At 45.5% G+C, this 12,723-nt stretch carries 15 protein-coding genes and 3 pseudogenes; 14 read left to right on the forward strand and 4 right to left on the reverse strand.

The features are described from left to right. Window position 1: 1 nt before the first annotated feature. Genes DW996_RS00580 through DW996_RS00590 form a run of 3 tightly spaced genes read left to right on the forward strand, consistent with a single transcriptional unit; the run spans window position 2 to window position 1,979 of the window. Window positions 2-901 (forward strand): ABC transporter permease, encoded by a 900-nt coding sequence (locus tag DW996_RS00580; RefSeq protein WP_118280803.1) that lies wholly within the window; start codon window positions 2-4, stop codon window positions 899-901. Continuing rightward, window positions 898-1,671, forward strand: coding sequence for an ABC transporter ATP-binding protein (locus DW996_RS00585; protein WP_118280804.1), 774 nt, complete (start codon window positions 898-900; stop codon window positions 1,669-1,671). Before DW996_RS00580 ends, DW996_RS00585 begins: the two co-directional genes overlap by 4 nt. Continuing rightward, entirely contained in the window at window positions 1,671-1,979 is a 309-nt protein-coding gene (locus DW996_RS00590) for a DUF3837 family protein (protein ID WP_118534553.1), read from the forward strand. Before DW996_RS00585 ends, DW996_RS00590 begins: the two co-directional genes overlap by 1 nt. 72 nt (window positions 1,980-2,051) lie before the next feature. Here DW996_RS00590 and DW996_RS00595 read toward each other — a convergent pair whose 3' ends face one another. Next, window positions 2,052-2,519: a hypothetical protein gene (locus DW996_RS00595; RefSeq protein ID WP_118534554.1), complete on the reverse strand. Its 468-nt coding sequence runs from the start codon at window positions 2,517-2,519 to the stop codon at window positions 2,052-2,054. 193 nt (window positions 2,520-2,712) lie between these two features. Between DW996_RS00595 and DW996_RS00600 the strand changes: the two genes are divergently transcribed. From DW996_RS00600 to DW996_RS00610, 3 genes and pseudogenes are all read left to right on the forward strand, one after another. Next, window positions 2,713-3,732: a stage V sporulation protein AD gene (locus DW996_RS00600; protein ID WP_118280806.1), complete on the forward strand. Its 1,020-nt coding sequence runs from the start codon at window positions 2,713-2,715 to the stop codon at window positions 3,730-3,732. Next, window positions 3,732-4,087, forward strand: a pseudogene (locus tag DW996_RS00605) (SpoVA/SpoVAEb family sporulation membrane protein). Before DW996_RS00600 ends, DW996_RS00605 begins: the two are co-directional and overlap by 1 nt. 94 nt (window positions 4,088-4,181) lie before the next feature. Beyond that, window positions 4,182-4,532 carry a hypothetical protein gene (locus tag DW996_RS00610; RefSeq protein WP_118534555.1) on the forward strand — a complete coding sequence of 117 codons (351 nt, stop codon included), beginning with the start codon at window positions 4,182-4,184 and terminating at the stop codon, window positions 4,530-4,532. A 58-nt stretch (window positions 4,533-4,590) separates the two neighbouring features. Here DW996_RS00610 and DW996_RS13535 read toward each other — a convergent pair whose 3' ends face one another. Then, entirely contained in the window at window positions 4,591-4,713 is a 123-nt protein-coding gene (locus DW996_RS13535; RefSeq protein WP_279220136.1) for a hypothetical protein, read from the reverse strand. 14 nt (window positions 4,714-4,727) lie between these two features. After that, window positions 4,728-5,231: pseudogene (locus DW996_RS00615) on the reverse strand (sodium/glutamate symporter); the annotation flags it as partial. 280 nt (window positions 5,232-5,511) lie between these two features. On the opposite strand from DW996_RS00615, the gene DW996_RS00625 reads away from it, so the two are divergent. From DW996_RS00625 to DW996_RS00635, 4 genes are read left to right on the forward strand one after another with little or no spacing between them, the layout of a single operon-like run. Next, complete coding sequence (locus DW996_RS00625) at window positions 5,512-6,201, forward strand: peptidoglycan recognition protein family protein (protein ID WP_118534556.1); 690 nt, start codon at window positions 5,512-5,514, stop codon at window positions 6,199-6,201. Between the two features lie 26 nt (window positions 6,202-6,227). After that, on the forward strand, window positions 6,228-6,404 hold the full coding sequence (locus DW996_RS12940; RefSeq protein WP_158575123.1) for a hypothetical protein: 177 nt from the start codon (window positions 6,228-6,230) through the stop codon (window positions 6,402-6,404). Between the two features lie 17 nt (window positions 6,405-6,421). Continuing rightward, on the forward strand, window positions 6,422-6,727 hold the full coding sequence (locus DW996_RS00630; RefSeq protein WP_158575125.1) for a phosphatase PAP2 family protein: 306 nt from the start codon (window positions 6,422-6,424) through the stop codon (window positions 6,725-6,727). A gap of 31 nt (window positions 6,728-6,758) precedes the next feature. Then, the gene (locus DW996_RS00635) at window positions 6,759-7,007 is read left to right on the forward strand and encodes a hypothetical protein (RefSeq protein ID WP_118280813.1); all 249 of its coding nucleotides are present in this window, start codon (window positions 6,759-6,761) and stop codon (window positions 7,005-7,007) included. 87 nt (window positions 7,008-7,094) lie between these two features. On the opposite strand, the pseudogene guaB reads toward DW996_RS00635, so the two are convergent. Then, window positions 7,095-8,554, reverse strand: a pseudogene (guaB, locus tag DW996_RS14660) (IMP dehydrogenase). Between the two features lie 197 nt (window positions 8,555-8,751). On the opposite strand from guaB, the gene hisA reads away from it, so the two are divergent. Genes hisA through dapF form a run of 4 tightly spaced genes read left to right on the forward strand, consistent with a single transcriptional unit; the run spans window position 8,752 to window position 12,676 of the window. Then, complete coding sequence (gene hisA, locus DW996_RS00645) at window positions 8,752-9,531, forward strand: phosphoribosylformimino-5-aminoimidazole carboxamide ribotide isomerase (RefSeq protein WP_118534558.1); 780 nt, start codon at window positions 8,752-8,754, stop codon at window positions 9,529-9,531. 26 nt (window positions 9,532-9,557) lie between these two features. After that, window positions 9,558-10,304 carry an ABC transporter ATP-binding protein gene (locus DW996_RS00650; RefSeq protein WP_118534559.1) on the forward strand — a complete coding sequence of 249 codons (747 nt, stop codon included), beginning with the start codon at window positions 9,558-9,560 and terminating at the stop codon, window positions 10,302-10,304. Then, complete coding sequence (locus DW996_RS00655; protein WP_118534560.1) at window positions 10,297-11,778, forward strand: hypothetical protein; 1,482 nt, start codon at window positions 10,297-10,299, stop codon at window positions 11,776-11,778. The genes DW996_RS00650 and DW996_RS00655 overlap by 8 nt, the downstream gene beginning before the upstream one ends. A gap of 37 nt (window positions 11,779-11,815) precedes the next feature. Continuing rightward, window positions 11,816-12,676 carry a diaminopimelate epimerase gene (gene dapF, locus DW996_RS00660; RefSeq protein ID WP_118534561.1) on the forward strand — a complete coding sequence of 287 codons (861 nt, stop codon included), beginning with the start codon at window positions 11,816-11,818 and terminating at the stop codon, window positions 12,674-12,676. Window positions 12,677-12,723 lie beyond the last annotated feature (47 nt).

Below are 12,723 nucleotides of genomic sequence, written 5' to 3' on the forward strand. Positions count from 1 at the left end.
AATGACTTTAGTTATCAGTGTTTTTGAACAAGGTATGATCTACGCGATCATGGCACTTGGTATGTATATCACATACAAGATCCTGGATTTCCCGGATATGACAGTAGATGGAAGCTTCCCTTTGGGGGCTTCCTTGTCTGCTGTTTTGATCTCACAGGGCATGAACCCATATCTGACCCTTCTTCTTAGTTTTGCAGCAGGACTTATGGCAGGGACGATCACAGGACTCATTCATGTAAAATTAAAGGTGCGGGATATTTTAGCCAGCATCATCATGATGACGGCGCTTTATTCGGTCAACCTTCGTATTGCGGGAAAGGCAAATCTGCCGATCTACAATTATGACAATATTTATAACAATAGTCTGACCAATCATTTGCTTGGCGGTGCCCTGTCGCCTTATAAGAATTTGATCATCATTGCGATCATTGTCGTGATCGTAAAATGTGTGCTGGATTGGTATTTAAAGACAAAATCCGGTTATCTTTTAAAGGCAGTCGGGGACAACGAAACACTGGTGACTTCGATGGGGATTGACAAGGGCAAGATCAAGATCTTAGGACTTGCCATTGCAAACGGTCTGGTTTCCCTCAGTGGCTCCATGTTCGCCCAGCAGCAGCGTTTTTTTGATGCATCTATGGGTGTTGGAACCGCAGTCATTGGTCTGGCATCGGTCATCATTGGAACAGCACTTTTCGGACAGATCAGTGTTTTTGGATTTTCTATCAGCGTGATCCTGGGATCCATCCTTTACAAGGGCTGTGTGGCAGCAGCCATCCGTATCGGACTACAATCCACGGACTTAAAACTGGTAACGGCAGTCTTATTCCTCTTGATCCTGGTACTTTCCTCAAGGATCGAGAAATATCAGGGCAGAAAGCGTAGAAAGGAGCGGGCATGATCGAATTAAAGCATATTCACAAATATTATAATGCAGGCTCCGTCAGCGAGATGTGCCTGTTTGACGATTTCAATCTGACGATCCAGGATGGAGAATTTGTTTCCATCGTCGGCAGTAACGGTTCGGGAAAGACTTCCCTTTTAAATATCATCTGTGGCAGTATCGGTGTGGATCGGGGGCAGATCCTGATTGGGGGCGAGGATATCACAAGGCAGAAAGATTATCTGCGCCATCGCAGTATCGGGCGTGTCTATCAGGATCCTTCCAAGGGTACTTGCGGGCATATGACTATCTTGGAAAACATGGCACTTGCGGACAATAAGGGTAAGCCATACAATCTGGGTATGAGCGTCAAAAAGAGCCGGGAAGATTATTACCGGGAGTTGCTGCTTCCGCTGGGACTTGGGCTGGAAGATAAGATGCGTACGCAGGTTGGTTCCCTCTCCGGCGGACAGAGGCAGGCAGTGGCACTTTTGATGGCGACCATGACACCGATCGACATGCTGATCTTAGATGAGCATACGGCGGCATTAGACCCAAAGACAGCAGAGATCATTATGGAACTGACGGGTAAGATCGTAGCCGAAAAACATCTGACCACCATGATGGTCACCCACAATCTCCGTTATGCAGTGGAATATGGTGACCGGCTTTTGATGATGCATCAGGGGCAGGCGATTCTTGATAAGTCCGGGAAGGAGAAAAAGGATCTTGCAGTTGACGATATCATGGGTGTATTTAACGAGATCAGTGTGGAGTGTGGTAATTAATGGTAGAAGAATTGGCAGTCAATGCTGTAGAAAAGAAATTGGATATGCAGGCATCCATTTTGGTGGGAAACTATGAATATTATTATGCCTGTGGAAAATTAAAAGGTCTGATGGATCTGGCGGTGGATGAGAAAACCGCACCGCTTGTTATGAAGGAGATCGTGGATGAAGCCTTAGCGTCTTATACACCGGATGAAGAGACTGAGCCGGTCAAGGCTTATCTGAAAACCTTGCTCCTGCGCTACCGTCCGGCGGATGAGTACGATGCCCAGATGGCAGACCTCTTCCTCCGGGGCAGTGGTCGTTAGGGACGTTCCTTTTGCCACAAGGAGCGTCCCTTTTGCATCTATTGCAGTCTAGATAATATGACACCCCCCAACTCACGCCGTAATCTTTCCAGGTGACTTCAATCTGGTCACCTTTTCACCCAACCTGTTTGCCTGATTTTCAGGATAAGTATCAAAGTAAGATTTATGTTGAACTGCGCGCTTCTTCTCAAAGTATGGGATTTTCGCCCAGATCATAGATGGCGCGCCGACAGTTAGCAGATACAGCGGTCCCCAGATGAGCGACTGGATCGTGTGCCCGTATTCATGCACCGCAAACATTTGAGAAAAATCTTCCTCGCTATAATTTCCCTTTTCATGTTCATAATAGAAAAATGGATCATCAGAAACAAAGATGAATAAGCCAAGTGATAGACTCGCTTTTAACTTCCATGTAGTACAGATTGCTCCATGGAAATTTTTATGCAGGCAGTCACGGTTTTTTAGAAAAATAATAAAGCCCGCCAAGGTTTGTGGAAAGCCCCAAGTCAGTTGCAATATCGTATATAAAATCTTTTTCATTATTCCCTCGCTAGAGTCATCCTATGTGATTTTTACAATCATAAGAGTAACATTTTTTATTCACATGTTCAAATGCATATTTCCCCTCATATTTACACACGCTATCCTATAGAAAAATAATGAAAACATGGGAACGAGCCAAAGGGGACACTCCTTGTGGCAAAAGGAACGTCCCTGTGGCGAGGAGGATAGTATGCAAATACAAATGGGGGCGGACAGTCTCTGTCTGCCGAAGCCGGTTTATATCATGCAGACGGCATCTGTTGTTGGAAAATTGGAAGGAGAGGGACCACTGGGGGATTGTTTTGACATGATCTGTACGGATGACCGATTTGGCGCGGATTCCTGGGAACGTGCGGAAAGCGAGATGCAAAAAGAGTCGCTGACGCTGGCACTGGGTAAGGCAGGGATGGACGGAGAGCAGTTGCGCTATCTCTTTGCGGGCGATCTTTTGGGACAGACCATTGCATCCTCTTTTGGCTTGATGGAGTTTCAAAGACCGTTTTTCGGTTTGTATGGTGCCTGCTCGACGGTGGGAGAAGCCTTATCTTTGGCAGCCATGAGCGTTGCGGCAGGCTATGCTGATCTTGTTGCTGCGGTCACTTCCTCACACTTTGGCGGAGCAGAGCGGCAATTCCGTTTCCCTATAGAATATGCCAACCAAAGACCACTTTGTTCGACATGGACGGTCACAGGCAGCGGTGCTTATATTTTGGGAACGGTTAAATCCGGGGCAAAGATCACAGGCATCACAACGGGAAAGATCATGGATCTGGGCATCCGGGATGCACAGAATATGGGGGCTGCCATGGCTCCTGCAGCATCTGCCCTCATTTTAAACCACATGAAAGATTTTGAGCGGAGTCCCAAAGATTATGATGCCATCATCACGGGTGATCTGGGAAGTGTGGGAAGCGAGATCCTGGCAGAACTTTGCAGTATCGGTGGATGCGACATCACAGACAATCACTATGACTGTGGCATGGAGATTTTTGATGCAGACGAGCAGCACACCTGTGCGGGAGGCTCCGGCTGTGGCTGCTCAGCGGTCACGTTGGCATCCTATTATCTGCCCCGTGTCATATCCGGCAAATGGAAACGGATCTTATTTATTCCGACGGGAGCGCTCTTATCTCCGGTCAGTTTCAATGAGGGCAACAGTGTACCAGGCATTGCTCATGGTGTCGTGATCGAACATGAGGAGGTGGCATGATGGACTATGTAAAAGCATTTGTCATTGGCGGTCTGATCTGTGCCCTGGTACAGATCTTAATGGAAAAAACAAAAATGTTGCCGGGGCGTATCATGGTACTTCTGGTCTGCACAGGAGCACTTTTAGGAGCCATCGGCATCTATGAACCTTTTGTGGAATTTGCAGGCGCAGGTGCATCAGTGCCCCTGCTTGGCTTTGGCAATGTCTTATGGAAAGGCGTCAAAGAAGCCGTGGAAGAACAGGGATTCTTAGGAACTTTTGCAGGTGGCTCAAGGCCGGGGCTGTGGGGATTTCGGCGGCACTCATCTTTGGTTATCTGGGAGCCCTGATCTTCCCACTCAAGCGAAAACGATAAAACGCATAGGACTAGGTATAAAAACAGAAAATCCAAGCCATACTATAAATGCCTTGCAAGGAACGAGGTAAATTGTGTAAAGGAGAATATCGCGATGAAAAAAGGAAAACTTCTGCTGGTATTGGCACTTTCGGTATTGGCACTCGCTACTTTTGTAGGTTGCGGAACCAACAAGAACACAACCGACAATAATAAGAACGAAACGCAGAATGTCAACGACGCGACCGGAGGCAACAAGAAGGACACAAGTGATGACACAAAGACGGAGGACAATGGCGGCGGCATCATTGATGATGTTGTCGATGGTGTAGGCGACGGCGTTAAGGATGTGACCGACGGTGTATCCGATGGTGTCAAAGATGTGACCAATGGTGTGGAAAATGCCACAGACAATATGACAGACAACAATAAAACGACCAAACCAAACAATACAAATGCCAATTAAGGAATAAGAAAAGGAACACCGGTCTTTATAATCAAAGAGGCGGTGTTCCTTTTATTTACTACTTATTTTCTTTTTTGGGCAGATGAACTTCCGGGATGGCGACATCATCATAGGTCAGATTGTAGTCCGAAGCAGACCCTTCTTTTTTGCCTGCAACATATTCTTTGAATTTTTCAAACATAAAGAAATCTCCTTTCAGACAAAATTGATGAAAAAGGTTATGACCAGACTGTTTAGAAAATCTGCAAAGAGACTGCAGATCAAAGGGATCAGAAGGTAGGCTTTGACAGAAGGTACATATTCCTCACAGACAGCCTGCATATTAGCCATAGCATTTGGGGTTGCGCCCATGCCAAAACCGCAGGTTCCGGCAACCAGGACGGCGGCATCATAATCGCGCCCCATGATGTTGAATTCGATAAAGTAGGTAAAGACGATCATGAGTAGAACCTGTGCAGCCAGCAAGATGATGAGTGGCAGTGCCAAAGAGGCAAGTTCCCAAAGTTTCAAGGTGATCATTGCCATACCGAGAAAGAGGGAAAGACTGATGCCGCCCAGGTCGTTGATCTCACCCATATGAATGGTTGTTACCTTGGTGTATTCGGAAATGTTGCGGATGAGGGCGGCAGCGAGCATAGCCCCGATATAGATCGGAAAGGTCAGCCCTGTCTTTGTAAGCAGTATAGAAAAGATGGTGCCCGAACAACGAGTTGGCAGGCTTCGGTGTATAGTCCTGCGATTGCGCGCAGATTTGTACTTTTTTTATAGGCGTCAGTGCTTTCATTGGAAAGTGCGGAAAAAGTGTTGGCAAAAGAATAGTACATGCCACCGATATCCGCCCAGGTTCATATATACAGTTTATAATACATAGAGTGAGTTTTATATCCGGCTTTGTACATTTAGGAAGGTGTTGGTTTATTTCTGGCACCTTTTTTTTATTGTGCATTGAGAAAATGAAAAAAAAGGCTATAATAGATTTATGGCAACGAAGAAGAAAAGACATAAATTTACAAAAAAACAAAAGAAAAAATTGATCTTGGAGATCGTGATTCTCTTTTTAGCAACAGTTGGTGCCATCACAATACTTCTGGGAATCGGACACAAGGTAGTTGAAGTATTTTCGGGCAGAACAGCCCATAAGGTAGTGAGTCAGCAGCCGCAACTTGATGTGGAACTCTTATCCATCAATGATTATTCCAGACCGGGACTTGCGATGAATGAAGTCAAGGGGATTGTGATACACTATACCGCCAATCCGGGTTCCACTGCGATCCAGAACCGTAATTATTTTGAAGGATTAAAAGACAGTCATGAGACTATGGCCAGCAGTCATTTTATTGTGGGGCTTGACGGAGAGATCGTGCAGTGCATCCCAACCAATGAGATCAGTTATGCTTCCAATGACAGAAACAACGACACGATTTCCATTGAGTGTTGTCACCCGGATGCAACAGGTAAGTTTAATCAGCAGACTTACGATTCGCTTGTGGAGTTGACGGCATATCTGATGGGACGTTTTCAGTTGACAACGGACGATGTCATTCGTCATTATGATGTGACGGGTAAAAAATGCCCACTTTATTATGTAGAGCATGAGGATGCTTGGCAACAGTTTTTGACAGATGTCAATCAATATATTGATACGCATGGTGAAGTGCAGGAGGAGTAGGATGCGCGAAGAGCAGGAGGAGTAGGATGCGCGAAGAGCAGTATAATCAGATGGCAGATGCTTTACGAAAGCATCCGGGAATGCTTGGGCTTATGCTGGGGCTAAACCGTGTGATCACGTTACTTACGATGGCAGCATATCCTATGCTTCTTTTGTATTTGCTTTTTCAGAAAAATATGAGATGCTATATCACACTGTTTTAGTGCCGGGAGTTGCCTTTGTGGTTGTCAGCATATTCCGACGTGTTTACAACGCACCACGTCCTTATGAGCAGATGCAGATCAGACCACTTATTCAAAAAGATACAAAGGGAAAGAGTTTTCCGAGCCGCCATGTCTTTTCAATTTTTATGATCGGCATGAGTTTTATGCCTGTTTTTCCGGTGATAGCAGGTGTGATCTTTGTGGCGGGTGTATTTCTTGCCCTGATACGCGTGATCGGTGGTGTGCATTATATGCATGATGTGATCGCGGGAGCATTTCTCGGAATTTTGATCGGATTTTTAGGTTTTTATGTGATCTTTTAGATCACGCAAGCCTTATATGGGAGAGTAAAATATGAAGAAAAACATACGAAAAGTGACAGCAGTGCTTTTGGGCTTGCTGGGAACAATTCTTGCCATTTATGTAGGCGGTTACTGGTTGTTCATCCGTCCGGTGCGTTTCCTTTATGTCGGATTTATGGCAGGAACATTGACAAAGAAATCCCTATTGATCTGCATTATTAAGATATTTCTTGCATCTACGGCAGGCGGAGGTATCTGGTGTATCTTTGATATCATAGCAGGTCATTTTCGTGACGAGTAGGAAAGGTAAAAATTGCATAAGCATATAACAACAGCCATGTCGCATATCAGACATGGCTGTTCTTTTTCTTACTATTTGAAGTGAAAATTATTCGTCCACACTGTAGTTTGGTGCTTCTTTTGTGATGTGAATGTCATGCGGATGGCTTTCCTTTAAGGAAGCAGCAGAAATCTTGACAAATTTTGCTCTTTCCTGAAGTTCCGGGATGGTAGGACATCCATTGTAACCCATACCAGAACGGATACCACCAACGAGCTGGAAGATCATGTCTTCCAAAGATCCCTTGTAAGCAACACGTCCTTCCACACCTTCCGGTACTAACTTCTTAGCACCTTCCTGGAAGTAACGGTCTTTACTTCCGTTTTCCATAGCAGCGATGGAACCCATACCACGGTAAACCTTGTATTTTCTTCCCTGGAATAACTCGAAAGTACCAGGAGCCTCGTCACAACCTGCAAACATGCTACCCATCATACATACGTTACCACCGGCAGCAAGTGCCTTTGTGATATCCCCGGAATACTTGATACCACCATCAGCGATAACCGGGATACCATATTCTTTGGCAACGGCATAGCAGTCCATGATCGCAGTGATCTGTGGAACACCAATTCCGGCAACAATACGGGTCGTACAGATAGATCCAGGTCCGATACCAACCTTGACAGCGTCGGCACCGGCTTCGATCAATGCTCTTGCAGCATCACCGGTAGCGATGTTACCTGCGATAACCTGAAGATCCGGATAAGCAGCCTTAACTTTCTTAACAGCCTCAATGATGTTCTTAGAATGACCATGAGCAGAATCCATAACGATAACATCAACATGGGCATTTACAAGAGCCTCAACACGTTCCATCATGTTTCCAGTGATACCAACACCGGCACCACAGAGCAGGCGACCCTGGTCATCCTTTGCAGACAATGGTACTTAATCTGCTTTTCAATATCCTTGATTGTAATCAGACCACGGAGATTGAAGTCATCATCCACGATTGGTAACTTCTCTTTGCGTGCCTTTGCAAGAATTGCTTTTGCTTCATCTAAGGTAATACCGACTTTGGCAGTAATCAGACCGTCTTCCTTAGAAGTCATAGATTCTTTGATCTTTTTAGAAAAATCAGTTTCAAACTTGAGATCACGGTTGGTGATGATACCGACTAACTTGGTTCCCTCGGTGATCGGTACACCGGAAATACGGAACTTAGCCATCAGTTCGTCAGCATCTTTTAAGGTATGTTCCGGTGAAAGATAAAATGGATCTGTGATAACGCCGTTCTCAGAACGCTTTACCTTATCTACTTCTTCAGCCTGTGCTTCGATTGACATGTTCTTGTGAATGATACCGATACCACCCTGACGAGCCATGGCAATCGCCATCTTGGATTCGGTAACCGTATCCATTGCTGCACTCATCATAGGAATGTTTAACTTGATTTTTTTGGTCAGATTGGTAGTCAGATCAATCATATTAGGGGTAACCTCAGAATACTGAGGGACTAATAATACATCGTCAAAAGTAATGCCTTCGCCAATAATTGTACCCATTGTGTGTTTTCCTCTCTTTCTTTTCACTCGTATTTCATATTTTTAGCAGGTTCGGCAAGACAACCAAGCCCTACTTTAATATGATATTTTAACAAAATAGCAGAGGATAGGCAAGTAGAACAAAAGGTTTCTTTTTCGTACAAAGTGTGCTATGCTCAATCCAAATGATTTTTTAAGAAAGGAAACTACATATTATTATGGAATACCGACCGTGTATCGACATACACAATGGCAAGGTGAAACAGATCGTCGGAGCTTCTTTGCAGGATGAGGGCGATCAGGCAAATGAGAATTTTGTATCTAAGCGGGATGCTGATTTTTTTGCAGACTTTTACGCAAAGGATGGATTGAAAGGCGGGCATGTGATCATGCTGAACAAGTCGGACAGTCCCTACTATGAGGCAACCAGACAACAGGCACTCTTGGCGCTCCATACTTACCCGGGAGGCATGCAGATCGGTGGAGGCATTACAGCGGACAATGCTGCATATTTTTTGGCGGAAGGAGCCAGTCATGTGATCGTGACGTCCTATGTCTTTTCTGATGGCAAGGTCAATTACCAGAATTTAGGCAGATTGGTGGAGGCGGTTGGCAAGGAACATATCGTCTTAGATCTTTCCGCACGCAGGGCAGATGACGATTATTTCATTGTGACAGATCGTTGGCAGCATTTTACCAAGGAAAAGATCACGACAGAGTTACTGGATCGGCTTTCTTCCTATTGTGATGAGTTCTTGATCCATGCGGCGGATGTCGAGGGCAAGTGCCAGGGGATCGAGGAAGATCTGGTTCGTCTTTTGGGAGACTGGGGCAAGATCCCGATCACTTATGCGGGAGGTATTTCTGATTATCAGGACATTACACACATCAAGGAGCTCGGTGACGGCAGGATCAATATCACGATCGGTTCGGCACTGGATCTTTTTGGCGGCAATCTCAATTATGAGACCGTACTAAAATATGTGCAGGATGTATAGAAAAGAGGAGTGCTGAGGGGAAGCAAATGGCGACAGTATTGCAACTAAAAGATTTTACAAAATCTTATGATGGACAAAAGCCGGCAGTGGATCATGTGTCACTTGAGGTAGAGGAAGGAGAGATCTTTGGCTTTATCGGGCACAATGGCGCCGGCAAATCTACAACGATCAAGTCGATTGTTGGCATCTTATCCTCCCATAATGGAGAAATCTATATCGATGGGAAAACACTTTGGGAAGCCAAGAAAGAATGCCAGAAAAAGATGGCATATATCCCGGATAATCCCGATCTGTATGAATATATGACTGGGATTTCTTATATCAACTTCATCGCAGATATTTATGAAGTGCCGACGGATGTGCGGACAGAACGTATCGAGAAGATCGCGGATGCCTTTGAAATCAAGGAAGCCTTGGGAGATCTGATATCTTCCTATTCCCATGGTATGAAGCAAAAGGTAGCCCTGATCAGTGCCTTTGTACACCAGCCCAGGTTATTGGTCTTAGATGAACCTTTTGTGGGCTTGGATCCCAAGGCATCTGCGGTATTAAAGCAAGAGATGCGCGCCTTGTGTGCACAGGGAAGTGCTATCTTCTTTTCGACCCATGTGTTGGAAGTGGCAGAAAAGTTGTGTGACAAGGTCGCCATGATCGATCATGGGCATATCGTTGTGAGTGGAAGTGTAGAGGAACTGACCAGGGAGGCTTCCTTGGAGGAGGTCTTTTTGGAACAGTTAGAACTCGCGAAAGCGCAGGTGGAAAGCTATGCGTAGTTTGGCACTTTTGGTGAAATTACAGTTGGATGGGATCTTTCGTTTTAGCGAATTCCGTTATGCAAAAAGCGGCAAAGCAAAAATCGCTTTCTTTTTGCGAAGTCTGGTGCCACTGCTTTTGGCATTTGTTCTGTATGGTGTCTGCTATTATCTGGGACAGACTTTGTCAAAGGGCGGGCTTGCAGGAGTCTTACCGGTCTTAGGCTATCTGCTGGGAAGCCTTCTCACGCTGATCTTTACTATGATCAAGATCAATGAACTCTTAGCCGGTGATGATAATGCCCTATTTCTTTTATCCTTGCCCATCAGTACCTTTTGGCATGTGTTTTTGATCTTTTTACGCTTGTATGTAGAATGTACCATACTGGTTCTTTTGAGCAATATTCCTTTTTTACAGGCATATCTGATGGCAGTTTCTGTAGATGGGGGCTTTTTGGGACGTTGGATCGTGGGGCTATGTTTTACCTGTCTGCCGATCACCGGGATCGCATCTCTGGCGGGTATTTTCCTGGCACTCATCCTTTGTTCCGTCAAAAACAGCAACTTACTGCATTCGATGATCATGCTGGCAGTGCTTTTTGTCATGGGACTTCTGGTGGGAAATTCCATAGGAAATGTATCCAATGCGGTGTCGATGCATAAAGATCAGTCTGAGATCATCCGGGCAATCTGTGCCAACTACTCCTTTGGCAGGATGTATCAAAATGGTGTTGTGGAAAATAACGGAGCCTTTTTCTTCCTGTTTTTGGTAGCCTCCTCCGTCTGGTTTTTATTCTTCTTTTTATTTATGCTGGTCGCCTATCAGGAAATCGTGCTGGCACTGCGCGCGCCAAAAGTATATAAAACGTTTTCTTATGGCACACAGGAGGCAAAAACCAAGCATCGGGCTTTGGAAGAAAGACTATGGAGTCAGTGGATCCATTCGCGGTCTTATATGGTAAGTACGCTGATCGGCCCCATGTATGCGCTTATGTCGAGTGCGTTTTGCCTGTTGAGGGCGCAGGAGATCAGGCAATTTTTATATGCTGACTGTGACAGAGGACGTGTTGACCTTGTGATCCTTTGTCTACTGTTGGCACTGCTCGGTATGGGAAGCAGTAGTTACTGCGGATTTTCCATGGAGGGAAAGCGGCATTGGATCATGGAATCTATGCCTATGGAGGAGAAAGATATGGAGGGACTGCTGGTCAAGAGAAACCTTTTTATCACCATTCCGGTTGCGGTCGTATCTTGTATTTTCCTGGGATTAGCGTTTTCTTTTGGCATATTAGAAAGTCTTGGTTTTCTCCTATGCAGCCTTGCTTACTGTTTGCTAACAGCCTTTTATGGTGCTAAGATAGATAAAAAATTTGCAGATTATTCTATGCTATCGGAGAATCAGATCTTACGGCAGAGCACATCCTTTTTCTTGGGATGGCTACCCGGTGTGGCAATACCGCTTCTTCTTGCGGTGGGGCTTGGAATCGGTCTTTGAGCAGGTCTGTTAGAAAAAGAAGAGAAAGGAACGTCATATGAAATTTACAAAAATGCATGGATGTGGCAATGACTATGTGTATGTAGATTGCACAAAGGAAGTCATTCCCAATATTTCAGAAACCGCCATTCGAGTGAGTGACCGTCATTTTGGCATTGGTTCGGATGGGCTGATCCTGATAAAAGCGTCTGATGTGGCAGACTTTGAAATGGACATGTATAATGCAGATGGCTCCCGTGGGAAAATGTGTGGAAACGGCATCCGCTGTGTTGCAAAATATGTCTATGACCATGGTCTGACAGACAAGACGACGATCACGGTCAACACTCTTTCCGGCATCAAGACATTGAAACTGACGGTAGAAGATGGCAAGGTCAGTAAGGTGCGTGTCGATATGGGAGAGCCGGAACTCATTCCGGCGCAGGTTCCCGTCAAAGCATCTGTCCTTGGCTTGGCGGACGATCGAAGGGAAGCGATCGTGGCGGAGCCATTAGAGATCAAGGGCAGGTCTTATGATATTACCTGCGTATCTATGGGAAATCCGCACTGCATCACCTTTATCGGGGAGGATGTCAGAGATTTTCCGCTGGAGGAAGTGGGGCCGGTCTTTGAAAAACATGAACTTTTCCCGGAGCGGGTCAACACCGAATTTATCAATGTGATCGACAAGGATCATTTGCGTATGCGCGTGTGGGAACGCGGTTCCGGCGAAACACTTGCCTGCGGTACAGGAGCCTGTGCTGTGGCAGTTGCGTCCTATCTTAACGGGTTCACAGGACGGAGTGTAGATATCGAACTTCTGGGCGGACATCTGGAGGTCGTCTATGACGAAAAGACCAACCATGTCTTTATGACAGGTCCGGCAACCGAGGTTTTTTCCGGGGAAATCGATTTATAGGAGTATAGAACTTGACAGCAAAAGTAACTTGTGAATGGACATAAAAG

Source organism: Roseburia sp. AM51-8, assembly GCF_003478275.1.
Classification (GTDB): domain Bacteria; phylum Bacillota; class Clostridia; order Lachnospirales; family Lachnospiraceae; genus Pararoseburia; species Pararoseburia lenta.